Source organism: Sulfolobus sp. B1, assembly GCF_007050195.1.
Lineage (GTDB): Archaea > Thermoproteota > Thermoprotei_A > Sulfolobales > Sulfolobaceae > Saccharolobus.
This window is the reverse complement of sequence record NZ_QIMI01000014.1, coordinates 1-22,260: the sequence shown is the minus strand read 5'-3', so window position 1 is coordinate 22,260 and position 22,260 is coordinate 1. Positions and strand designations below refer to the sequence as shown.

At 33.4% G+C, this 22,260-nt stretch carries 27 protein-coding genes and 1 pseudogene; 13 read left to right on the top strand and 15 right to left on the bottom strand.

Annotation, left to right across the window (positions count from 1 at the left end):
• On the top strand, positions 1-372 hold a 372-nt coding region (locus DMP16_RS02080), incomplete at its 5' end, for an LOG family protein (protein ID WP_185957801.1).
• 149 nt (positions 373-521) lie between these two features.
• Here DMP16_RS02080 and DMP16_RS02075 read toward each other — a convergent pair.
• Entirely contained in the window at positions 522-929 is a 408-nt protein-coding gene (locus DMP16_RS02075; protein ID WP_069282840.1) for an STK_08120 family protein, read from the bottom strand.
• A 136-nt stretch (positions 930-1,065) separates the two neighbouring features.
• Here DMP16_RS02075 and DMP16_RS02070 point away from each other — a divergent pair, with 136 nt between their 5' ends.
• The 3 genes from DMP16_RS02070 (at position 1,066) to DMP16_RS02060 (ending at position 4,448) form a co-directional block, all read left to right on the top strand.
• A complete protein-coding gene (locus tag DMP16_RS02070) occupies positions 1,066-2,178 on the top strand; it encodes an MFS transporter (RefSeq protein WP_069282839.1) in 1,113 nt (370 codons plus the stop codon).
• A gap of 385 nt (positions 2,179-2,563) precedes the next feature.
• Positions 2,564-3,574, top strand: coding sequence for an NAD-binding protein (locus DMP16_RS02065; protein WP_069282838.1), 1,011 nt, complete (start codon positions 2,564-2,566; stop codon positions 3,572-3,574).
• A gap of 325 nt (positions 3,575-3,899) precedes the next feature.
• Complete coding sequence (locus DMP16_RS02060) at positions 3,900-4,448, top strand: DUF998 domain-containing protein (RefSeq protein ID WP_143576854.1); 549 nt, start codon at positions 3,900-3,902, stop codon at positions 4,446-4,448.
• Positions 4,449-4,537: 89 nt separating this feature from the next.
• On the opposite strand, the gene DMP16_RS11600 is transcribed toward DMP16_RS02060, so the two are convergent.
• On the bottom strand, positions 4,538-4,657 hold the full coding sequence (locus tag DMP16_RS11600) for a hypothetical protein (protein ID WP_342719106.1): 120 nt from the start codon (positions 4,655-4,657) through the stop codon (positions 4,538-4,540).
• A gap of 71 nt (positions 4,658-4,728) precedes the next feature.
• Here DMP16_RS11600 and DMP16_RS02055 point away from each other — a divergent pair, with 71 nt between their 5' ends.
• Both DMP16_RS02055 and DMP16_RS02050 read left to right on the top strand, forming a co-directional pair.
• The gene (locus tag DMP16_RS02055) at positions 4,729-5,097 is read left to right on the top strand and encodes a VapB-type antitoxin (RefSeq protein WP_255446766.1); all 369 of its coding nucleotides are present in this window, start codon (positions 4,729-4,731) and stop codon (positions 5,095-5,097) included.
• Between the two features lie 9 nt (positions 5,098-5,106).
• Positions 5,107-5,499 (top strand): PIN domain-containing protein, encoded by a 393-nt coding sequence (locus DMP16_RS02050; RefSeq protein WP_083216356.1) that lies wholly within the window; start codon positions 5,107-5,109, stop codon positions 5,497-5,499.
• A gap of 12 nt (positions 5,500-5,511) precedes the next feature.
• On the opposite strand, the gene DMP16_RS10830 is transcribed toward DMP16_RS02050, so the two are convergent.
• From DMP16_RS10830 to DMP16_RS02045, 3 genes are all read right to left on the bottom strand, one after another.
• Complete coding sequence (locus tag DMP16_RS10830; protein ID WP_156770061.1) at positions 5,512-5,673, bottom strand: hypothetical protein; 162 nt, start codon at positions 5,671-5,673, stop codon at positions 5,512-5,514.
• Positions 5,674-5,753: 80 nt separating this feature from the next.
• Positions 5,754-5,891: a hypothetical protein gene (locus DMP16_RS10825; protein ID WP_156770060.1), complete on the bottom strand. Its 138-nt coding sequence runs from the start codon at positions 5,889-5,891 to the stop codon at positions 5,754-5,756.
• Between the two features lie 951 nt (positions 5,892-6,842).
• Complete coding sequence (locus DMP16_RS02045) at positions 6,843-7,460, bottom strand: hypothetical protein (RefSeq protein WP_069282836.1); 618 nt, start codon at positions 7,458-7,460, stop codon at positions 6,843-6,845.
• A gap of 107 nt (positions 7,461-7,567) precedes the next feature.
• Here DMP16_RS02045 and DMP16_RS02040 point away from each other — a divergent pair, with 107 nt between their 5' ends.
• Positions 7,568-8,233, top strand: coding sequence for a DUF72 domain-containing protein (locus DMP16_RS02040; RefSeq protein WP_069282835.1), 666 nt, complete (start codon positions 7,568-7,570; stop codon positions 8,231-8,233).
• A gap of 324 nt (positions 8,234-8,557) precedes the next feature.
• Here the strand turns inward: DMP16_RS02040 and DMP16_RS02035 are convergent, their stop codons facing one another.
• From DMP16_RS02035 to DMP16_RS02005, 7 genes are all read right to left on the bottom strand, one after another.
• Complete coding sequence (locus DMP16_RS02035) at positions 8,558-8,908, bottom strand: zinc ribbon domain-containing protein (protein WP_069282834.1); 351 nt, start codon at positions 8,906-8,908, stop codon at positions 8,558-8,560.
• Positions 8,908-10,062 carry a thiolase family protein gene (locus tag DMP16_RS02030; RefSeq protein ID WP_069282833.1) on the bottom strand — a complete coding sequence of 385 codons (1,155 nt, stop codon included), beginning with the start codon at positions 10,060-10,062 and terminating at the stop codon, positions 8,908-8,910. The genes DMP16_RS02035 and DMP16_RS02030 overlap by 1 nt, the downstream gene beginning before the upstream one ends.
• Positions 10,059-10,796 carry a 3-oxoacyl-ACP reductase FabG gene (gene fabG, locus DMP16_RS02025; protein WP_069282832.1) on the bottom strand — a complete coding sequence of 246 codons (738 nt, stop codon included), beginning with the start codon at positions 10,794-10,796 and terminating at the stop codon, positions 10,059-10,061. Before fabG ends, DMP16_RS02030 begins: the two co-directional genes overlap by 4 nt.
• A gap of 171 nt (positions 10,797-10,967) precedes the next feature.
• On the bottom strand, positions 10,968-11,357 hold the full coding sequence (locus DMP16_RS02020) for a CBS domain-containing protein (RefSeq protein WP_069282831.1): 390 nt from the start codon (positions 11,355-11,357) through the stop codon (positions 10,968-10,970).
• A gap of 170 nt (positions 11,358-11,527) precedes the next feature.
• Complete coding sequence (locus DMP16_RS02015; protein ID WP_069282830.1) at positions 11,528-12,454, bottom strand: hypothetical protein; 927 nt, start codon at positions 12,452-12,454, stop codon at positions 11,528-11,530.
• 98 nt (positions 12,455-12,552) lie between these two features.
• Positions 12,553-12,984, bottom strand: coding sequence for a universal stress protein (locus DMP16_RS02010; RefSeq protein WP_069282829.1), 432 nt, complete (start codon positions 12,982-12,984; stop codon positions 12,553-12,555).
• Positions 12,985-13,169: 185 nt separating this feature from the next.
• Positions 13,170-14,699, bottom strand: coding sequence for an APC family permease (locus tag DMP16_RS02005; RefSeq protein WP_143576853.1), 1,530 nt, complete (start codon positions 14,697-14,699; stop codon positions 13,170-13,172).
• A gap of 572 nt (positions 14,700-15,271) precedes the next feature.
• Between DMP16_RS02005 and DMP16_RS02000 the strand changes: the two genes are divergently transcribed.
• The 6 genes from DMP16_RS02000 to DMP16_RS01975 all read left to right on the top strand — a co-directional run bounded on the left by DMP16_RS02000 (position 15,272) and on the right by DMP16_RS01975 (position 19,744).
• Positions 15,272-15,589, top strand: coding sequence for a DUF4364 family protein (locus DMP16_RS02000; RefSeq protein ID WP_069282827.1), 318 nt, complete (start codon positions 15,272-15,274; stop codon positions 15,587-15,589).
• 67 nt (positions 15,590-15,656) lie between these two features.
• Positions 15,657-16,640: an iron-containing alcohol dehydrogenase gene (locus tag DMP16_RS01995; RefSeq protein WP_069282826.1), complete on the top strand. Its 984-nt coding sequence runs from the start codon at positions 15,657-15,659 to the stop codon at positions 16,638-16,640.
• Between the two features lie 2 nt (positions 16,641-16,642).
• Entirely contained in the window at positions 16,643-17,080 is a 438-nt protein-coding gene (locus DMP16_RS01990; protein WP_069282825.1) for a hypothetical protein, read from the top strand.
• A 56-nt stretch (positions 17,081-17,136) separates the two neighbouring features.
• Positions 17,137-17,676 carry an AAA family ATPase gene (locus DMP16_RS01985; protein ID WP_069282824.1) on the top strand — a complete coding sequence of 180 codons (540 nt, stop codon included), beginning with the start codon at positions 17,137-17,139 and terminating at the stop codon, positions 17,674-17,676.
• Between the two features lie 90 nt (positions 17,677-17,766).
• A complete protein-coding gene (locus tag DMP16_RS01980; RefSeq protein ID WP_069282823.1) occupies positions 17,767-18,684 on the top strand; it encodes an alpha/beta hydrolase in 918 nt (305 codons plus the stop codon).
• A gap of 55 nt (positions 18,685-18,739) precedes the next feature.
• Positions 18,740-19,744: an acryloyl-coenzyme A reductase gene (locus DMP16_RS01975; protein ID WP_069282822.1), complete on the top strand. Its 1,005-nt coding sequence runs from the start codon at positions 18,740-18,742 to the stop codon at positions 19,742-19,744.
• Here DMP16_RS01975 and DMP16_RS01970 read toward each other — a convergent pair.
• The 3 genes and pseudogenes from DMP16_RS01970 to DMP16_RS01960 all read right to left on the bottom strand — a co-directional run.
• The gene (locus DMP16_RS01970; protein ID WP_083216441.1) at positions 19,741-20,931 is read right to left on the bottom strand and encodes an acetyl-CoA C-acetyltransferase; all 1,191 of its coding nucleotides are present in this window, start codon (positions 20,929-20,931) and stop codon (positions 19,741-19,743) included. The genes DMP16_RS01975 and DMP16_RS01970 overlap by 4 nt on opposite strands.
• A gap of 58 nt (positions 20,932-20,989) precedes the next feature.
• Positions 20,990-21,880, bottom strand: a complete 891-nt coding sequence (locus DMP16_RS01965; RefSeq protein WP_143576852.1) for an acyl-CoA dehydrogenase family protein — start codon at positions 21,878-21,880, stop codon at positions 20,990-20,992.
• An 11-nt stretch (positions 21,881-21,891) separates the two neighbouring features.
• Positions 21,892-22,260: pseudogene (locus tag DMP16_RS01960) on the bottom strand (ribonucleotide-diphosphate reductase subunit beta); the annotation flags it as partial.

The following is a 22,260-nucleotide window of genomic DNA, read 5'->3' as shown; positions in this document are numbered from 1 at the left end:
AAAAGGGGATTAGAGGTGATAGTGTTCTTACCGATAGAGAGGGAAGATATAGATTTACCAGTAAATGTAATAAGAGTTAATACGGGCTGTGAATTTAGATGCAGATCTGTGATGTTGGTAAGATCATCTGATGTTTTAGTCTCTCTAGGTGGTGAAGTAGGAACAATGATAGAAATATTCATGGCTTACGCAATGGGAAAGCCCTTACTTGTGTTAAATCACACTGGATTATCGTCTGACGTAATAGCAAGAGCCTTTCCAGAGTACATAGATCAAAGGAAGGTCATTAAACCAAAGTATTTCGATTCACCGGAAGAATTAGCTAAAGAAGCTTGTAAACCTCAAGTCGGCATTAGGGCATCATATGGATAAGCCCTATTCTTTCCGTCCATTATATGTTGTGGCACATGATACTTCGAATATAAATATGCATACAAAATTTGTCGTAAAATTTTTTCATTGCTAACGAATTAGCTTAATAACTTTAAGATAAGGATTTTCATTAAAATATATACAAAGAATTATATTTTTCTTCTGATTCTTTCTATTCTTATCTCTTCATCTAATTCTTTTTCCATCTTCCTTAGGTTAGACGAAAATAAGAATCTTATAAAATAAGAGCTTAAACCATTATCATGTTCAAGTTTCAGTTTAATTATGCCTACATTCACTTTCTCTATCTCTAGAGTTCCATTTCCTTTAGTCGTATTATAAATGTACTTAATCCTCGAATCACCGACGTAAACTCTCCCTCTGAAATCATATTCGCCCAAGATAGAAAGGTTTCCATTTCCTTTGAACTCGTCCCCTTTACACTCTATATGTTTGATAGAAGGGAAAATTTTGGGTATAATGAAACAAGGATCTGAAAGTATCTTAAAGAGCGAGGTAATCTCATGGTTTACTTTAATCTCCTTCTCTAATTCCATAGCCTATCCTATCTTCCCCTTTTTTAAAATATTAAAAGTTTTAGTTAAACTACGTTTATTTCATGAATATAAAGATAGGCTGATTTTGACTTTTAAAGTGATTAATTTTTAAACAGTAAACGTTAAGACTATTTCTATGCTGAGGAACCTTCTCACTGGATGGTATGGTACCTTCCTTCAGTTACTAATAAGATTAAGTTGGGGAGTTATAGCTTTGCCTGTATCCATAATTCTACATTTAAATCCGGTACAAGTGGGATTCGTAGCCACGTCTTTTTATATAGGTTACATAGTAATGTCAATTCCATGGGGGTTAATAATAGATAAGATTGGACCTAGTAAAGCAATTGCCATTTCTTCAATATTCTTAGTATTGCTCAATCTAGTACTATTCCTATTCTTTAAATCATATTTAGTTTTAACTTTAATCTATTTGCTTGAGGGATTAGTAGCTTCTTCAATATTTCCCTCAGCTATGAAAATCGTAGCTGTATCTTACTCTAATCATTTAACATTTTATGTAGCGATATTAGAGAGTGCTGGTCCTATAACGATTTTATTATTAGGATTAATATCATCTTTAATCTTAAATTCGTGGAGATATCTTTTCTTATTCTTCTCCTTGGCCTTTCTATTGCTAGTAGTAATAAGTACGAAAATCAACATTAGAGTAAATTCCACTGAAGTAAAGAAATCGTTCAAAGTACTCTTTGATAAGAAAATCGCCTTATCTACTCTAATTAGGTTAGGCGAATTATGGGCAACATGGGGTACTACAACTTGGATATTCTCGATGCTCGTATTATATAGGCACATTCCAGTTATATTATCCTCGTCATTTTTGCTTTTGTTTGGACTTGGTCAGCTAGTTGGTATATTGAGCGTAGAGAGACTGGTTTCAATAATTGGAGATAAGAAAGTCATCATGGTTAATTTGATAGGCTTTATTGCATTGACCTTATTAATTATTATAACCTCTTTTCCACTGCTTGTTTTAACTGAAGCTTTCTTTCTTGGAATTTTCTCGTTCTCGTATAGACCTCCTACTGACTCATTAATTATGAAAATAGGTGGAGAAGGTAGAGCTGGTACCTCCATAGGTTTTGCAAACGCCGTTTCTCAGATTGGCACTATGATAGCCCCAACTTTTGTAGGTTTTGTATTATATTTAACGCATAGTTTTGCGTTTTCCATGTTAGCCTTAGATCTAGGGTGCATAATCTCGCTAATTTGTTTATTCCTGCTTTAGAAGAAAAAGGTGAGAGAGTAGAGACTTTTCTGACTTTCTCCCCCTTAGAGCGTTCTCCTCATAGATTCATGTTTACATCTGAGGGGCAGTCGAGAGGGTCAGAGAACCTCTCCCATCTAGGGTATGTTTTTACGCTTAAAAATTTGTCATTCCCGCCCTAAAGGGCGAGGCTTTCCTCAACTTCGTAACTTCTAGTTACCTATGAGTTGTATTATTTTCTTTTCCTTAGCACTAGTATGTGCGGTACCATTATGAGGAAAACGAATACTATAATAAAGAGCTGTATATACTTCTAGAGTTTTTATTCATATGATGTACACTCACATATTTATCGCAAATAATTACTGTCAAAGCTTATTTAATATGAATTTGTAAGACTTATATTGTGAATAAAAACGAAATATGGAATAGAAGAATAATACCGATTATGGAAATTTTTGCATCACCTTACTCAGTTATTAGAAAAATATATTTACAGTTATTAATGCTAAGTATTGTAGTATATATTATAGCCTTAATATTTGTTTACTATCAACATTTAGATTGGATTTCTGCAATTTATGCAGCTGTTAACGTTATAACTACTGTTGGACTTTACGCGCCAAGTATTTACTCTATGCCTTCACAAGAAAAGTTATTCTTAACTTTAAGCATAGTTTTCAGTGTAGGACTATTTGCGAGTATGGCACAAAGTTTAATTTTAACAATTGTGAATAGAAATACTTGGATTGATGCTAGGGCTAGATGGAGAGGTAAGCATATGAGAGGTCATGTTGTAGTACTAGGGAATTCGAGAAGCGTATTGTCAGCTGTGAGGAAGCTAGAAGAATTGGATAAGGACTATGTTGTAGTTACAAATAATCAAGAAATTCAAAAATTGTTAAAGGGAGATAAGGTAATCTTGGGAGATCCTAAAAATGAGGATAATTTAATAAGTGCTGGAATTAATAACGCTGAGTCAGCTATAATAGCAATGGATGATGATTCAGAAACCCTTCTGCTAACTTTGAAGGTACAAAAGATAAATCCGCCATTAACAATAGTTACTGTCGTTAAGGACTCATCAATGATGGATATTATGAGAACAGCCGGAGCTGATATTGTCATACCGTTTGAGGAAGTTTTAGGGAGAATGATGGCTTCAGCTTCAGTATCTAAACAGTTTGCTGGTATGATTTATCCTACAAACAGCAGGGAGTTCGCAATAGGAGTTTTTGAAGTTAAAAGAGTTATAAAACTTAAAGATTTACCTAATGGTGTCATACCAATAGCAATACTAAAAGATGGTAACCTAGATCCCTATTTTGAAAAAGACACTGAAGTTAAAGAAGGGGAAGTTCTATTCGTTTTAGGTGACCCATCTAAATTTAAGGAAGTTAACAAGTTAGTTCAGTGATAAGTGAATAAAAATACGCCAAATCATTCAATAATATGGAAATAAGTCGTACTCCTTCTGTCGAGATATAAAACATGGAGTCTATCTATTAATTTGTAACTTGAAACATTTTTATACATCCATAATTCCTATATAAAAATTTTACTATATTAAATGTTTTAAATATTAATTTTATGATTTTCTATAAATATACATAAAGAATTTTTTGAGATAATAAATCAAGCGTTTTCACACAAAGCAGTGAGTAATACTTATACTATGCATAGTCTTTTTATAATCCATATTTTCAATCGTTTATGATTTAAATATATATTGTTCATTATATATGATGAGCAGAATTAATCTAGCTGGCTATTTAGTTTCAATAGGTGTAAGTGAATTCCTCTTACTAATGTTAATATCAGAGTTCTTTTATCCAAATTATTCTGTAAAATATAACTACATAAGCGATTTAGGAGTAGGCAGCACAGCAATAATTTTCAATTCATCAATAATTTTCATGGGCATATTAATAATTATTTCTTCTCTGCTAATAAGGAAAGAGTATCATTCAGTATCTTACATAATACTATTAACAGGATTAGGCTCTATGCTAGTTGGAATATTCCCTGAATATACCGGTCTCATTCATTCGATTTCAGCACTCATAGCATTCTTATTTGGAGGAATTGGTGCGATTCTCACTTCGTTGAAGAGAAACTACTTTTGGACGGTATTAGGAATTATCACTCTATTCACCCTTGTCCTTTACGTCTTAAAAATTTATGGACCATTCGGACCAGGTGGTATGGAGAGATTAATCGTTTACCCAGAGCTGATCTGGGGAATAAGTTTTGGAACTTACCTAATAGCCTCTAAAAACTCTTCCTATTAGCTTCTCTGCTGGGCAATATTTCTCATCATTTATTACCAACCACAACACCTCTTCTAGATGATTTAAATAATTATATGCCTCAGAATCGGTTATTTTCTACCTTCTGGGTCATCCAAAGCCCTTTTTATTTCACTCCACCAACTGCATTTACTTGCAACTTTCCTCATTATTACTATATATCTTTTACTGGTTACAACTCTGTTCTTCAAGAAGTTCTCAAATTCCTTTCTAATTAAATTTTCTGCAGTATGTAATTGTTAGCATTTGTGGAATTAGCTAGTTGAACATCTTAACTGTCCTTCAAGATGAACTTTTCAAAGGAAGCAGAGAGAGGAAAAGAAAGTTTATAAATAAATTTGCAAAAAACTATACATGTGGGAATATGATAGGGGAAAAAGTTGAGAGAAAAGTTGACGAAAAAGGGAGAGTCTATATACCTGAATATAAGGGTAAGAAAGTCTACTTAATCGACTTAGGTAATGGATATTTTTTAACTGATAATCAAGAGTTAGCTGAAGCTGCGAGCAAGAAAGCTTCAAACTTCTTTACTGAGGAGTTCATAAGGTTAGTAACAGAGCTTGACTTTAAAGAAGTTCATGAAGAGGCTGAGGAGGAGTTATCCAAAAGGTTTATGAAGGATTTAGGCTGAAATTCCTTGATGGAAGAAAAATACCTCTTAGACACAGATATCTTAGTGTCTAAGCAGTTCGTAAAGGTTAAGGAGCCCTTTATCGTTAGTTTAGTGTCAATCATTGAGCTTGCCATCGTCATACGCAGGAAACACCATGAGCTTATTAAAAGAGGAGAGAGACGAAGGGCTGAAGGTTATTTGAATTTCCTGTACCTCACACTATCGCAGATAAAAGATGTAGTAGTTGAAGTTTCCCTTAAGGATGTTGAAGAAGGGATAAAAATAATGTTTGAGAGAGACGTAAATCTAGGTGAAGCAATAAACGCTGTAATAGCTAAGAGACTGAATTATACGGTTGTTAGCAACGATAAAGACTGGGAGAGACTGAAAGATCTAGTTAGGATAAAGAGAGTACAATAAGAAAGGGAGACTTTAACCTACCGTCAATACTTGCTGAAATCTTATATTCAGTAGCATCTTTTGAGGTAAGGTCAATTCTAAAGCCTTATCATAGTCCTCATTTTGATAGGAGTAGTATCTGAAGCAATTTGACCAACTTGGTGCTCCTCCCATTGCTTCGTAAATTTTAATCATATTTACTAAAAACCTATTCCAACTTCTTTAAATCCTTTCTCTAAAAATTCCTTGCTTTTCTCTGTATCAAAAGGGGTAAATTATATTCTGTTCATTTCTCTCTCGTATAGAGGAGAACCAGGGTCTTCTATCTTTAAGTATCTATATAATAAACCAATCTTTAATCCTGTTAATATAGTCTTGACTTTCCTCAGATTATTGAAGGAAAGATAAATCAAATTTGCTCCCCTTAAATTAATTAGTTCTTGAGCTTCGTCTAAAGCTACAATAACTCTATCATCAGCCTACTCGTCAAGTGACTCTAACAGTGACGAAAATTTGACCCTATTAACTCTCTCCCCAATGGAACTTTACTTCATCACCTAGTACGCTAACAACCTCTATTCGTTTGAGGAAGTTCATTAGTGAAGGTAACTTACAGTTAAACTATTTATTTCTTTTTCAATGTCAAGTATGAAATCCTTAAAATGATATATAATTCGTCTCTTTGTATTTTCCCATATCTATATAGATATACGGAAGTTGCGTTTCATTTATGGCAATTTTTATTACTGAAGATTTTCCAGTACTTCTGAGGCCTAAGACTAAAGAGATTGATGACGATAGAGATTTAAACCTTTTCTATCTCTCTATTAAAGAAATCTTTTCTAGAACTTTTAGTTAAAGGATTGAAAAGATCACTTCTATCCCCAGAAGTATCTTCTAGTCCTAGAAGTTAAATAGTTTTTATACTTAGTACTTGCAGCTGAACAACTATAGAAACATTTAATAAAAATATATATATACATGCTTAGATTATGTTTTCTCAATTCTTTATATAAATATTAAATATATAACTTTATAGATACTATCAATAAAAAGTTTAAGTGTAAAGTTTAAATCTTCTAGGAAATCAGTTGATGCATTTAGCATTTTACCTAAACTTATTTACCATCTTCTTTATAGAGCCTTTAACATGTTCTTAGCTTTTATGTGAAAACTTAATGTTCACTATTCCTAAACCCAAAGGTGAGGCTTCCTTTTCGTTCGTGAAAGGTAAGAAGTATTTAGTATTTTTGAGGTGTTCTAACGGGGGCTCCTAACCTTATTATTAAATCCTCAAAATATTAGAGCTAAGATTGATAGCCAAATAACGTAACTGGCTTCCTCCAACCCTTTACAGTGAATCTTTACTCATTTTGTAACCTCCTCTTATCCTCTAAATAAGATCTAATGTCAGTAATTTGGATACTCTGCTTAATCCTCTTAGCTTCACTTAAGCTCTTATGTTCTATACTTAAACCTTCCGCCTTAACTCTCATAAATTTCAAACTGGATATGACGTCTCTTCTCACATTCTCTATAAGGTAAATCCAAGCATCATTTAATTTTTCGTTCCTTATCTTTATGTTGGTCAGTTTAGCTAATGTTTTTAAATCGTAAATACACTCGTTTTGAACTGGACAAAATTCGCAGTTATAATCATAATCTTTAGTATAATAATAAACTAGATACTTATTATCGGTAATGAACATTATCCCATCACTAATTGAAATATTATCTGATTTTGTCTTAAATGGAAATACCACCTTAAATCCTATTGCATTATCAACCAGTAGACCAATTTGTTTTAACTTGTTGACAATAAAATAATAATAACTCTTACTTATCTCATCCCCTCTTCTATCAGAAGCTAATACTTTAATATAAATTTCGTCCCCAAGCTTCTCGAATTCCTCCTCTTCAATCAAAAGTATATCATTGGAAAGTAATGGTCTTTGTACATTAATAGTCCTAAGCAAACACATAATAATATACGTCTTTACATAACCTTTTATTAGTTTTTCTCATAAATCCTCAGTAAGCTTACTTTAACAGAGTTAATGATTAAAACAATCTTCACATATACATAATAATGGAAGTTTATATAGGAACTTCTGGTTGGATGTACAGCTGGAACCCAAAGAAAAACCTTGATTGGTACGTAAAGAACTCAGGCTTTAATGCAGTAGAATTAAACGCTAGTTTCTATAAATTTCCGACTAGTAAGCAAATATCCTCGTGGAAGAAATATAATAACATAAGATGGGCAATTAAGGTAAATAGGATGATAACTCACGTGAAGAGATTATCTGATATTGAAATTTGGAGAAAATTTGAAGATAATATAAGGGAACTAAATCCGGATTTCTACTTATTCCAGATGCCTCCCTCATTTAAGTTTAATGAGGAGAACCTTAATAGGGTTAAAAAATTCGAGAATGAAGTGGGGAATAAGATGGCTATCGAGTTTAGAGATCCAGAATGGTATAGGAGGAAGTTGGACTTGAAGGTAACAGTAGTTTCAATAGATTCTCCAATTGGAACGTACTTGGTAAATACATCGGGGATCGTTTACTTGAGAATGCATGGCAGAGAAAACTGGTATTTTTATGAGTATAAAGAAGAGGAGTTGATTGAAGTAGCACATAGAATTCTTGAACAAAATCCCGAAAAGGTATACATATTTTTTAACAATGATTTGTGGATGCTAAAGAACGGTAGGAGAATGATGGAAATTATGAAGAGTATAATTAGTTAGCCTTACTCTCCAAGGAGTTTAAACTCAAGAACTACTAATTTTCAATCTTCATTAACTACAGTTTCGGATAACTAGCAAAGTTTGTATGACTTAACGCTAATTAGATTAAAAACATATGTAATGAAAATAAAGATTTAGGAGTTAGGTTGATGAAATCAAAACTCCTAGTAGTAGACATTAATCTGACTTCCTCGCCTTAGATGTTCCCCTCGTTAATAAATTATTAGTTATAAAATCAAATAAATTAAATAATTTTGTATATCTTTAGGTGTTGAAGATGTATATCCTACCACAATCTCTAGTTTAATAAAAGACGTCCTAACTTCATACTTTATCAAATACTGGTATTATCTTATTATTTACTTTTATAAACTTCACCTTAACTCTGTCTCCAATATCTATGTTACTCGTGAAATTCGTGTAGATTCTAAATCCCTCATTAAGTTCTACTATTCCATAGATTATTTCTTTTCCTTCTTTATTAAAAAATTTTGTATACGAAAAAACTTTACCTAAACCATTGCTTTCTAATACTTCTAATTTCCGTGATCCGCATTTTGGGCAATAATCTCTAGGGTAATAGAATATATATGAGCAGTTGTTACATCTTATGTAAGGTAATTTGTTTCTCTCAAACATTTCCGTATATTTCTTTTTAATTTCTTCATACATCATTATTCACCTGCTAGGACCATAGTGACGGAATGTCCTCTATTCCATCCGCCAATTCCGTTGATTAAAACCTTATTAACGCCCTTAACCTGTCGGTTATATCCCATATCATTTAGTTGTATTATAGCTTCTTCTAATATCACACCTCCACTCATATAGGCTGGTTGACCAACGTTTAATGATCCACCTCCAGTGTTTATTGGCACGTTTCCTTGATATGTGATATCATTACTTTCAATAAACTTACCTCCCTTGCCTTTCTCACTAAGTCCAATATCCTCTATTTGTAGCATGACCGTTATGGTAAAGGAGTCATATAATTGAAAAGCGTCTACTTTATTTAAATTCGCACCTTTACTACTTTCTATAGCAGGGGTGTATATAATATCATTCAATTCTGTTGGCATCTCGGACCAATGAGCTTCCCCATAAAACTCTATCTTTAGTGGTCTTAAATTTGATTTTCTTGAATGTTTACTCAATACAAAAACGTGAAACCCATCTACTGGATACACTATTTCTAATAGTCTTAATGGATCACTAACCATCCTTGAGGATAAGACTTCCTTCACACTCAAAGGTGTACGGTATAATGCTTTTTCATTTCCTAATGCGTTCTTCCTTTGCATTACGGCTATTAAAGCCCTCTGTTCATCAGTAGTATTGAATAGTTTAGCATGTCTTTTAGCCACTAATGCATAATCGCTAACAGGATTTATATCCTCATATACTCTGAAGAAATCATCATAAGGAGTTATTTGAACATTTCCAAAAAATCTATCCACACTGTCTGCAGTTACTCTATTTTCTCTTAATGAAGAAGATTTTCCACCAACTATACATAGAGCGTTCTCTATTTCTCCCATGCTTATCATTTTCTCAGCTCTGTATAGCATCGTTAAGGCTGAAGGCCCACCATATTCTACTATCTCTATAACTTTAGGCTTTATTCCTAGGAATGATGGTATTTGAAAGGAGGAGAAGTGAAGGGCAGCCTTACCATCAAATGTCCCGGGTAATATTGTGTAAAACACACCATCAATTTGCTTTAGTTCCATTGAAGCCATATCTAAAGCCTTACTTACAGTTTCAGCCAATAGTTGAAATGTTGATCCTTCATACTTCTTGTAAATCATACTAGAAAATCCTACTATCATAAGGTTAACCCTCCCGTAACCTCTATTATTGCACCGTTAATATATGAAGCTTCATCTGATGATAGAAAAGCTATTACATTTGCTACTTCCTCTGGCTTACCTATTCTGCTCATCGGAATCCTATCAATTATTATCTTTCTAACCTTTTCCGGCACAGATGCTGTCATTGGAGTATCTATGAACCCTGGTACTATGGCATTTGTAGTTATATTATATTTGCCTAATTCTCTAGATAGTGTTAAAGTGAATCCTATGATTCCAGCTTTAGCTGCTGAGTAATTAGCTTGCCCGATGTTTCCCCTCCAACTAGCTGATGACATGTTAATTATCCTACCCCACTGGTATTTTATCATCCCTTCAACTACTTGTTTCGTCATATTAAAAGTCCCATACAAATGCACTTTAATTACTTGATCCCATTGTTCGGGAGTCATTTTTGTGAATAATGAGTCCCTTATTATTCCAGCATTATTTACTAATATATCTACGTGATCGATGTTTAGCTCTAATAATGCTTTGTTATAAAATTCTCTGCACGAATTCCAATCGGTAACATCGACCCTAAGTCCAATAACTTTCTCGTTCCTTGTAATCTCTCTAATTTTGTTAGCTCTTTCTTGAATATTTTCTGAAATATCTCCCATTATTACTCCATAACCTAGTGAGGCTAATTTTACGGAAGTCGCAAAACCTATTCCACTACCCGCCCCGGTTATTATTGCATATCTAACCATTTCAAACTCTTTATTCCATATAAAATATTTAAGTGATTAGCTTTATATCATACAACGAGATTTTACAACACGCTTTCATCCCTTACCTCTAGAATGCTGACTTCTTCCCTAAATTTTGGGCTAGACTTTCCTCACTTTGCAATATAGAATCATTTCCTAATATTTATGAATTTATTCTCGATCACACTCCTTCTGAATACTATATAGTACTTCTCTAAGTGATAATACACTTATTGGTCTACCGCTATTATTTACTACAAGTACATAATTTACATTATTTTTTACCATCATAACAAAGATATCTAATAACTCTTCATCTCCATTAACTGTTATTATGGTTCTTGACATCACCTTAGATATATTATCACTTAAGGAGACGTTACTGCTAAGCCCCCTAATTATTAACTTTTGCGTAACTATTCCAACTATTTCTCCTTGTTTATTGGTAACTAACAGAAAGTTGGTGTTACCCTTTCTCATCATATCTAAAGCATCCTTTATTGTATAGGAATCTTCAATCAATATTGGTACTCTTTCTATAACTACTTCCTTAACCTTCATAAGTGGTATTATGTTCTCTTATAAGTATTTAAAGCTTATAGATAAATCCAAATTATAAAATCACATTAACTACGTTTACTAGTTTAGGCGTTTCTTAAACTATTCACGCACACTATAAAGCCAATCTGACGATATATCCTTGAATTAATTTTACAATTCTTAATAGAGAGCTAGTGTAAATACTTAGATGACATGCCTAATTTAATGGTTTCTATACTAATATTATCTTTAAATAAGTATATAAAATATAATATAGATATAATAGTAAATATCGGAGAGATAGTAAAGTATATAAATCTAAAGAAATATGCTAAGGCAGAAAGGTAAGGTATTGGGTAAACTTTACTGTAATTATACCTTGAAGTAGAGTAGGTTATACAGCTGAAGAAAAATGGTAACATAATACCAAATGCAAAAGCATGAGTAAACTCACCTAAAAAATAATAGGAAAGCGACACAGCTAACGCGACTATTATGACAGACAATGCAGAAGCATTAATTTTAACACCCTTACTGCCAATGAAGAGCCATATTATATAGCCTAAAATAACGATAAAGAGAAGCTTTTGTATAAAGATGAGCATGAAAATAAGCATGAAAATGGGTAATTGAGTAATTCCAAATTTAGGCTTAGCGTTTAATGTAGCAGTGAATACTCCAATATTAATTCCCAATAAATACAACATCAGTCCTACAATCAAAAGAGTGTAGTTATAGGGAAATATACTCCAAACTATTAACGAAATTATAGGGGACGAGAGAACTAAGGTATTTATCGGAAATCTACCACCATATGATCTTATATCCTTTATCCCCCATATTTCTGTAGCTAATAATGACGCTGATGCTAGGGCTTGAAACGGATAAAACGGTATAGCTAGAAGTATCAGAGATGTTAAATGTAGCGGGAGGTACTTTCTGGCGGGAAAGAATAATCTTGAGATCATGCCAAAGAATATAGAATAACTTCCTATCATCATAAAGTATGGGTGAAATTGTAAATTAGTATATAAGAAGATACCACCTAATAACCAATATAATAATCCCAAGATAATATAAGGTACATTAACTCCCCAGGGTTCTATCGCTTTCTCCATACGCTATAATAAGTTTAGTCCAAATATTAACTTAACCCTAAAATGTTAGTGTATAAAACGGGCAGAATTTTAGTAATCTATAATGATATTAAAAATTTCTATTTAACTACTAAAACAGGAATCTTAGCTTCATGAACTATCCTTGAAGATACACTTCCCAGAAATAACCTTTTTATAGTAGAGAGACCTCTACTACCTGTCACTATTAAGTCAGCCCCACTTTTTCCAGCTATATCTAATATAGTACTCGCGGGATCTCCCTCTACAGTGACAGTTTCTACGTCTTTAACTCCGCTTTTTAACGCCTTATCCTTAGCATCTTTAACGTCACTACTTGCCTTATCATATATCTGTTGTATAACTTCATTAGGAACGGGAGCTAATCCCATCCCAGAAAGTATAGCAGTATCAATAACTTCAATAATAATTAACTTTGACTCATATTTTTTTGCAAGATCTATGGCTATATCCAATGCCCTTTTTGCATTATCAGATCCATCATAAGCTAAAATTATATTTTTGAAAACCATTATTATTCCCTATTAATTATGGTTAATATCGGTATTAAAAGTTTTGGTATAGAAATATGACTTGTATATTCCAAGTTAAACTAACTACCCGTGTTCTCATTAATTTAATTCGCCTCTCCTATAGATATAGGAATAAACTATAATAATTATATATTATAAAAAATAAAATTTTTAATATTTAATTATTATTTTTTAGAAGATATTACTCCCCAACCATAAAATAGAGCTGAGCCTATGACACAAACTAGTGAGGCATAATAAAAGTTCAGCAATGATAAAGCACCAACACTTCCAATATACGTTAGTAAGGTAAGAAATCCTATGTATACAATATACCAAATGCTATTAATAAAATCCTCTTTAACTCTATATACTATTGAGAATATTACTGAAACTATTGTCAACAATAAAACTGCATATGGAACTGATGGCCAACCACTCCAGTAAACTATTAGCCCTGCGAAGATAAAGGCTAGAAATGAAATTACTTGATATAATGGAAAGATGGGCTTAATTTTACCTCTAGAGATTAAACTATGCATCGCTACTGGATTTACAGAGAACCCTATGTATCCCGCAACAACAGCATCGCTAATTAAACCGTAAATTGTAGGTAATGGAGCTGAAATGTAAGCAACTATAGCTCCGACTACGCTAAACACTATTAACGCCCACAATGGTACTGAATACTTATTTAACTCTTTCATTTTATCTGTGACATACTTAGACCGCGCCATCGCAAATAACACTCTCATTCCACCTCCTTGATAGATATACCCTACTACAAATGGTCCAACAATACCAATTACACTTGTTAAGATCAGTAGAGAGTAAAGGTTGCTAGCTCCCGCAATGTCAATAAACGGATTACCTGGCACGTTTTGAATATCAGTCCAATCCCCCGGTTTTATCCCTAATCCTGTCCAATTTAGCGAACCTATAAAAGCAATTGCAAAGATTATATAAATAAGTGTTTGTCCCAAGACAGTGTAAACAATAGCCTTCCCTAATACTTTATGGTCCTTAGTTTCTTCAGCATAATCCGGAATTACTCTAATTCCACCAAATGCGAACATTGCTAAGGGAATAGCAGAGAATATACCTGCGAATCCAAATGGGACAAATCCACCGTATTTTACAAAATTCATAGAATTAAATAGAAATATTAAGAATCCTAACGCTACTGCTAGATATAATAAAAGTTTTATTATTCCAAATACGGTAGTGGAAGTCCCAAAGAACTTAACTGAATAGTAATTGAAAGGTATAAATAAAAGCATTACTAGGACGCCAAGCAATGCACCTAAGCTAGTAGGATAGCCAGAGGAGTTGATAAGAACTATGCCATGAGGGGATGTGAAGAAATTTATTGCTTCTACTACTGCTAAGGCCTCTATAGGGGGAATGAACAGATACCAAATAAGATCTGAGAACGCATTTAACATATTGGTAACTCTGCCATGAGAGTATAAGGCGTATCTGGAAGGGCCTCCTGCTTCTGGGTAATTTAATGCAAGTTGAACATAAGTTAACCCAATCGTGAGATAAAAAATACCACCTAGCAACCATGATAGAACCATTGCAGGACCAGCTAACGAAGCCATAGCAGCTGAACTGAAAAGTATTCCAGTTCCTACAGCTCCTGTAATTCCTATAATTACGAGATTTAACAAGGATAATTCCTTTCTTAAAGTTTTTTCCTCTTTTTTCTCCATGTGTACTATTTAACGCAATAGAAATTTAAGCTTTATTACTACCTTAAACATTCTTATGTTAAACCTGGAAATCATTTGACATAATAATAAGATTGATGACGGAAATCATGTAAACTTAATAGGAACTTTCTATCAAATATTGAACATATTATAAATTCGTTTTATGTACTGACAGTCATAAATTGTAGTCCTAAATTTTTTAAAAGGTTCAGCAAATGAGCCCTTTCGTAAAAATTATCACGTAATGTATAGTTACCTTACAGCATGAGAAGAATTTTGTATAATATTAATTTTATGTCACATAACGGTTTAGCAGCTCACCCACGTAATAATAAAACTCGTACGATTATTAGATCGAGTATTAGGTTTATAATTTAAAAATCTCGCGCTGAATCATTATTACTTTTCAGCTAATTGGTGGTAATATTTTGTACTAACATATTTCTATTATACCTTTTGAATTCGAAATGCGTTTATATGTGTCTTCTGAATCTCGAACTACTGATATAAAATTCAATTATATATAAATTTTCAACAAAATACTTTTAATTTCGATTGCATTCTTATACTGTATGAATTATAAAATAAGGAAGAGATCATCTATTGAGATAATATTGGATATATTGAAGAGTTGTGAAGAGTCTTGCAACATAACTAAAGTGATATATGAGGCAGGTATAAATTACGCGGTCGCACAGAAATATGTCAATGAATTAATTAAGGTGAATGTATTAATAGTCGAAGGGGAAGGGAACAAAAAGTTGTACAAGCTTACGGAAAAAGGAAAGGTCTTAAAAGAACATTTAGAAGAATTTTTAGAACTAAGGAATAAGCTCGAGCTGGAAAGAGAAAAGTTAAAAGAACTTTTTGCAAGGAGTATGATCCTCTAAGATCTTCTATGGATCTTAGGTTACGTAAGATATAAACTTTATTTAGTAAAGCGCATTACAATACTTAATGTATAAATTAAATTATCCAACGGCACAAGTAATTTATGGATATGATGCCTTAGAATGGCTTATTAACATAAAAGAGAAGAAAGTAGCACTGGTGACAACGAGAAGTTTATTGAAAAGTAAAATTTTATCGGAAGTTCTTAAATTAGTGAGTGCAAATGTTATCGAGGGACCTAGACAACACGTTCCAGAATCTGACTTGAACTCTCTATATGAGAAATTAAAAGGTTATGAAACAGTAATAGGCCTTGGAGGGGGTAGTATTATAGATGGGATTAAATTGGTTACTGACGCATTTTATATAGCAATACCAACAACTCTTTCGGGAGCAGAGCATACTAGATCAGGTGGTTACACAGTTGATGGAGTTAAGAGTAGTAAATTAGGCAAAGATGCTGACGTAATTATACTAGATCCTAGAGCTACATTAGAGACTCCTAAATGGTTATTAGTAACTTCGGGTGTTAGGTCATTAGATCATGCTATAGAAGCGTTATACTCAACACAATCTACTCCATTTACCGATACATTAGCTATAGAGGGGTATAAAAAATTAATCAATTGCTTAAGAAATTTGGAAAGCTTGGAAGATAGACTTAATTGCCAAATAGGTTCTTGGCTATCATCAATTACTATGAGGTATGTCAAAATGGGGATGAGTCATATGTTCGGTTACGTCTTTGGTCCAAGGTTTAACATACCTCATGGCGTTACATCATGTATATCATTACCTACCGCGGTAAAGTTTAACTATGAAATAGCTAAGCATAAATTGAAGGAGATAGAAGATGGAGAGCCTCTATATATTTCGATAAATAATTTCCTAAAAGAAATAGGAGTAAGAAAGAGATTATCTGAGTTTGTTCCTTCTCTTGAGGATGCGTTAAAATACGCAAAGGTTTATTCGGAATTGGTAAATAACAGTGGAAATCCTCTAAAAGTGGATCTAAAGATGGCTGAGGACTTCATAAAGGAGGTTTATTAAAGATGGAGTGGATTGGATTTGGAAAGAATTGGGGTAAATGTAAAGATTGCTGGTTATCGTTCGAAAAGGGACTACAACACAATAATTCATTATATTGTTATAAATTAGGAGTTCCTATTAGTTCGCTAAAGGTACCTCTAGATGAGTTTTTAAAAAACGTCAAAGATATGCCTGGTAAGTATACTTTATTTCCTTTCCCAATCAATTTAATGAGTAAGGGAGTAATCATTTTCTACTTTAATACGGAAGATGAAATGAGACAATTCATAGATAGTATAAAATATTATATAAAGGAAAAAGTAAGTTTAAACGAGAAGAAATTTTATGATATTTTTGTTAACGTTGATTGGATAGGAGGAATAAACTGGAGAAGAGGATGCCCAGAATACGATAAGAAATTTGGCGATTGGAGAAAATGGAAGAAAATACAAAACTCTTAATGTGTTAAAAACTATCTAATCAATCCTTAAATATATTTTTTATCTAAATTTTCATCATGCGTATTGCGATATATATTTTGAGCCTCAAAGGAGGTATAGGGAAGACTAGCTTGGCTATAAAGATGGCTCATTCTTTGGGAAGGAAAAACAGAGTTTTACTTATAGATAATGATGGAATGTCAAATTTATCTCTAAGGTTAGGATATCATATAGAAAGTTTAGTTGATGGACGGTATCCTTTAGATAGTTTAGTAAAAATTAGGAGAAATACCTTTTTACTTAGGCTGAGAAGAAATCCATTTACTCAACTCAACGATATTAATAGGGAGAAGATTCTGAAGGATCTTATAGGTAGAAAATATTGGAAATATATTATTGTTGATAATTGGACCGGTATTACAGAAAAAGATAGAATAATTAGGAACATTTATGAGAATGTAGATGTAAATGTTGGTCTTTTTCTGACTGATCAACTCTCCCTTGATAAAACGTTAGAATATTTAAATAATTGGAGCCAATTAAATGCTAAATACGCACTACTAATTAACAATGATATTGATTCGAATTATCAGAAAGATATATACTTAAAATCATAGTTCTTCAAACGAATTTAGGAAAATAATTTTTCATTTCTTAACCAACTTTTTATAAAGTAAATTTATTTACCTTAAATTCTAACATTATTTATGCCACTAGACCCTAAATTGAAGAAGTTATTAGACTCAGGTTTTAACATACCTATAGGTAAAGCCCCCGTAGAGGAGATAAGAAAAGTATTTAGAGATCTTTCTTCACAAGCCCCAAGAATGGATGTTGGAAAAATTGAAGACATTAAAGTTCCAGGTAGTGAAGCTACGATACCTGTTAGGCTATATTATCCTAAATCTAACGGACCTTATGGAATTCTAGTTTACTTCCATGGTGGAGGTTTTGTAATAGGCGATATAGAGACTTATGATCCATTGTGCAGAGCTTTAACAAACGCTTGTAATTGCATCGTAGCTTCGGTAGATTACAGATTAGCTCCAGAGCATAAATTTCCTTCGGCTGTTATAGACTCCTTTGATGCCATGAAGTGGATATACGAAAATGCAGAAAAGCTTCATGGGGAAATGGGAGTAGCTATTGGTGGAGATAGTGCAGGAGGAAATTTAACTGCTGTAGTTGCTATACTTGCAAAGAGAAATAACATAAATCTCAAATACCAAATATTAATATATCCTGCTGTCAGCCTAGATAACGTTTCAAGATCATTAGTAGAGTATTCAGAGGGGTATTTTTTAACTAGAGACCAAATAGAGTGGTTCGGTTCCCAGTATTTAAGAAGCCCAGCTGACTTATTAGATTACAGATTTTCACCTATAATCGCCGATCTAACCGGACTACCTCCAGCATTAATTATTACTGCTGAATACGATCCATTAAGAGATCAAGGAGAAGCTTATGCAAATAAACTGTTACAATCGGGAGTTAAGGTAACAAGTGTTAGATTTAATAATGTGATTCACGGATTTGTATCCTTCTTCTCGATAATAGATCAAGGAATGGATGCTATAGGTTTAATCGGACAAACATTGAAAAGAGCTTTCTATAATTCCTTCTAAAAATATTACAATTTTTTAGAATAAATTTTAATTAGACAATTAACATATGTTATGTATGAAAGCCGTAATTCTCCCCGGCTACAAACAAGGATATAAGATAGAAAACATTAAGGAGCCAAAGCCGCAGAAAGATGAAGTAGTTATAAAAGTAAATAAGGCATCTCTTTGCTACAGAGATCTTTTGCAGATTGAAGGCTTTTATCCAAGGTCAAAATATCCTTTAATATTGGGTCATGAAGTGGTAGGAACTATTGAGGAAGTAGGTGAAGATGTTATAGATTTTAAAGAAGGTGAAAAAGTGACCTCGATGCTATTCGTTCCGGATTTTTCTTGCGAACACTGTAAGTTAGGTGAGGAAGTTTATTGTAAAAATAAATTACTCTATGCTCAAGAGTTGGATGGTTTCTTTGCCGAAAAAGGCATAGTTAAAGCTAATAGCTTATTAAAGGTACCGGAGGGTGTAAATGATGAGGGAGCATTAGTAGTACCTTGTGTAATTGCAATGGTATATAGAGGCTTAAAGAAAGCTGATGTAAAGGCTGGAGACTTAGTTTTAGTTACTGGTTCGAGTGGAGGCGTCGGAATTCATGCTCTTCAAGTAGCGAAGGCTTTAGGCTGTAAAGTAATAGGGGTTACCAGTAATGAAGAAAAGGCTAAAATAGTCTCTAAGTTTGCCGATTATGTAATTGTTGGAAATAAATTTGCAGAAGAAGCCAAAAGGATAGGAGACGTTTCAGTCGTAATTGAAAACGTAGGAACTGCTACTCTAGATGAGAGCATGAAGACGGTTAGGCAAGGAGGTAAAATTATACAGATAGGAAATTTAGATCCGTCAATATCCTATAACTTGAAATTAGGCTACCTAATATTGAAAGATATTAGTTTAATAGGTCATGCAGGTGCAAATAAGAAAGACATTATAGAGGCTTTAAATATGGTTAAGAACGGTAAGATAAAACCTATAATAGGAGGAGAAGTGAGTATAGAGGAATTTGGCAAGGCTTTAGAGATGCTAAGGGATAAAAATAGATATGGAAAAATATTAATTAGAAGTGATTAAGCTCTTTCCAAAACTATTGCTCCCCCTTGACCTCCGCCTACACATAAGGTAGCTACACCGTGATCTTTTCCCTCTAATATGAGTTGTCTCGCTAGCGTTCCTACCAGTCTAGCTCCAGTCGCTCCTAAAGGATGACCTATTGCGATAGCCCCACCTCTCTTATTAACTGAGTTCTCATCTAGCTCTAACTGTTTTATGGCGTAAAGTACTACTACAGCAAAAGCTTCATTTATTTCCCATAAATCTATATTTTTAGGGCTCAGTCTGGCTTTTTCTAGAGCTTTTTTAGAAGCAGGGACTGGTCCCTTTCCCATAACGGCAGGAGGAACTCCGGCAAAACCAAAGCTTAATATCCTTGCCATTGGAGTAAGTCCGTACTTTTTCACAGCTTCTTTAGACATTAATAAAACATAAGAAGCTCCGGAATTGAGTGGAGCTGAGTTACCGGCGGTAATTGATCCATTTGGCTTGAATGCAGGAGGTAATTGTAATAATTTCTCAAGACTTGTATCAGGTCTTATTGACTGGTCAGAGTTCAGAGTTATCTTCTTTCCACCTTCTCCTTCTACCTCTACCGATATTATCTCTCCTCTAAAATAACCATCTTGAGTTGCTCTCCACGCTAACTGATGACTCCTCAATGACCATTTATCCATTTCTTCCCTACTTATTCTACCTTCTTCAGCTAATTTTTCGGCAGTTAATCCCATTACATAGCCAGTAGTCAAATCGTAATCAGAGTATTTAGGATCCGTTAGAAATTTAGTATTTATTTCTATATGTGGATTGTCAAACATAGGTGTTTTTGACATTTTCTCGACTCCTCCTGCAATTATTATATCAGCCATCCCACTTGCTATTTCCATTGCCCCTATACTCACAGTTGATAGTGAAGATGCACATTGCCTATCCACAGCCATAGTAGGAATCGTATAAGGCAATTTGCCGGCAAAAATCTCATGTCTACCTCCAAAAGACCACTGTTCACCTACTTGTAACGCACATCCAGTTATTATTTCGTCTATTTCACTAGGATTTATTCCATTTTTCTCAATCAACTTATTGATAACCAAACTGGCTATTTCCTCTGGTCTTAAATTATAGAAAGGATCCTTCTGTGGTTCCTTTCTAGTGAATCTCGTGAAAGGTGTTCTAAGAAAATCTACCAGATAAACTTCTTCTAACACTTTCCCACTCCAAAACATTATTTGCAGTTGATCATTTATATGCGTATCTGATAATTCTTCATAGAAACTCAGATATATTAATTCTTTCATTATATATTTTACTCAGCGTTAACGCTCTCCTTAAATGCAAATGGATATCGATATCATCAGTAAATCCTATTCCTCCATGAACTTGAATACCACTCATAATTACTTTAGGTACTTTCCTATTAGCAATATCCTTAGCTAACCAAGCATATTTTATATTTTCTGAAGCCTCTAAAACAATAGACCTCGTTAGTTCAATATCTATTGCGTCATTTACTACCCTATGCTTTATTGCTTGATAAGAACCTATAGGTTTTCCAAACGCTATTCGCTCCTTGCTATACTTAACGGACATGTTCAAGACTTCTTCTCCACTTCCCAACATCTGTGAAGATAGTAATAAGGCAATTTCGGCATTATTAACTTCTATTGTCTCATTACTGTTACATTCTACTTTACTAATTTTCATTGTATTATCCAATGAATTAAAAGTAATAATACTGTTGCACTCTTTCCTCTTAATTAACTTATTATTTATCAATATAAGATCAGCTTGATCTCCAGATGGTACCATGTTAGAATCAGAAATAGCTATTTTCACTTCACCTGCATACAATTTGTTCAATACATCCTTATCCTTAATTCCCCTAGACGCAATAATACTACTTGCAACTATTCCGGGCAATAATCTGCTTCCTATCAATTCATTTAATATAACTACGTCTTTGAGGGATGAATTAGAAATGTAAGGCAGGATTTCAAGCCTAATTATTTCCTTCCATATCTTGTCAACGTATTCCTTATTACCCTCTATTACTGATCTTAACTTCTTTGTGCTCCATTGTGAATCTAAGGTTTCCTTTAGGCTATTCAGAATTAGCTTTAAGTCTTCACTAATTTCAAAATTTAAATCTAGTAACATTTATCTCACCATCACTGTTCTATAACGCCTAAATCCTTAGGAGTAAGCATCTCTAACTTCATTTCCTTAGCTCTATTAACAGCGTCTATCCTCACATTTAATAATTTCTTAGCGTATTCAACAGTTACTTCCGGGGTTAGGTCAAAAGGTATCTTACCTTCTTGAGGAACGCCTGGTTCTGAAAATATTCCTATAGCGTAGGGAGCTAAGTAATTCAAATGATCCATAGCTACCTTATATACTCTCTCCCCCCATTCTTTTATGAGTCTAGCTATTAAATATACCCCAAATGCGATATGTCTTGATTCGTCAGTTGCAATCCAATTTACCATCTTACCCAATCCCGGGAGTATGTTAAATTTCTTGTTTTTGACATTTTC

What these genes read in the sequence shown, in the direction of transcription:
- DMP16_RS02075 (WP_069282840.1), bottom strand. Translation starts at nt 929, where the DNA reads ATGGAATTAGAGAAGGAGATTAAAGTAAACCATGAGATTACCTCGCTC.
- DMP16_RS02070 (WP_069282839.1), top strand. Translation starts at nt 1,066, where the DNA reads ATGCTGAGGAACCTTCTCACTGGATGGTATGGTACCTTCCTTCAGTTA.
- DMP16_RS02060 (WP_143576854.1), top strand. Translation starts at nt 3,900, where the DNA reads ATGATGAGCAGAATTAATCTAGCTGGCTATTTAGTTTCAATAGGTGTA.
- DMP16_RS02050 (WP_083216356.1), top strand. Translation starts at nt 5,107, where the DNA reads ATGGAAGAAAAATACCTCTTAGACACAGATATCTTAGTGTCTAAGCAG.
- DMP16_RS10830 (WP_156770061.1), bottom strand. Translation starts at nt 5,673, where the DNA reads ATGATTAAAATTTACGAAGCAATGGGAGGAGCACCAAGTTGGTCAAAT.
- DMP16_RS02045 (WP_069282836.1), bottom strand. Translation starts at nt 7,460, where the DNA reads ATGTGTTTGCTTAGGACTATTAATGTACAAAGACCATTACTTTCCAAT.
- DMP16_RS02040 (WP_069282835.1), top strand. Translation starts at nt 7,568, where the DNA reads ATGGAAGTTTATATAGGAACTTCTGGTTGGATGTACAGCTGGAACCCA.
- DMP16_RS02035 (WP_069282834.1), bottom strand. Translation starts at nt 8,908, where the DNA reads ATGATGTATGAAGAAATTAAAAAGAAATATACGGAAATGTTTGAGAGA.
- DMP16_RS02030 (WP_069282833.1), bottom strand. Translation starts at nt 10,062, where the DNA reads ATGATAGTAGGATTTTCTAGTATGATTTACAAGAAGTATGAAGGATCA.
- fabG (WP_069282832.1), bottom strand. Translation starts at nt 10,796, where the DNA reads ATGGTTAGATATGCAATAATAACCGGGGCGGGTAGTGGAATAGGTTTT.
- DMP16_RS02020 (WP_069282831.1), bottom strand. Translation starts at nt 11,357, where the DNA reads ATGAAGGTTAAGGAAGTAGTTATAGAAAGAGTACCAATATTGATTGAA.
- DMP16_RS02015 (WP_069282830.1), bottom strand. Translation starts at nt 12,454, where the DNA reads ATGGAGAAAGCGATAGAACCCTGGGGAGTTAATGTACCTTATATTATC.
- DMP16_RS02010 (WP_069282829.1), bottom strand. Translation starts at nt 12,984, where the DNA reads ATGGTTTTCAAAAATATAATTTTAGCTTATGATGGATCTGATAATGCA.
- DMP16_RS02005 (WP_143576853.1), bottom strand. Translation starts at nt 14,699, where the DNA reads ATGGAGAAAAAAGAGGAAAAAACTTTAAGAAAGGAATTATCCTTGTTA.
- DMP16_RS02000 (WP_069282827.1), top strand. Translation starts at nt 15,272, where the DNA reads ATGAATTATAAAATAAGGAAGAGATCATCTATTGAGATAATATTGGAT.
- DMP16_RS01995 (WP_069282826.1), top strand. Translation starts at nt 15,657, where the DNA reads ATGTATAAATTAAATTATCCAACGGCACAAGTAATTTATGGATATGAT.
- DMP16_RS01990 (WP_069282825.1), top strand. Translation starts at nt 16,643, where the DNA reads ATGGAGTGGATTGGATTTGGAAAGAATTGGGGTAAATGTAAAGATTGC.
- DMP16_RS01985 (WP_069282824.1), top strand. Translation starts at nt 17,137, where the DNA reads ATGCGTATTGCGATATATATTTTGAGCCTCAAAGGAGGTATAGGGAAG.
- DMP16_RS01980 (WP_069282823.1), top strand. Translation starts at nt 17,767, where the DNA reads ATGCCACTAGACCCTAAATTGAAGAAGTTATTAGACTCAGGTTTTAAC.
- DMP16_RS01975 (WP_069282822.1), top strand. Translation starts at nt 18,740, where the DNA reads ATGAAAGCCGTAATTCTCCCCGGCTACAAACAAGGATATAAGATAGAA.
- DMP16_RS01965 (WP_143576852.1), bottom strand. Translation starts at nt 21,880, where the DNA reads ATGTTACTAGATTTAAATTTTGAAATTAGTGAAGACTTAAAGCTAATT.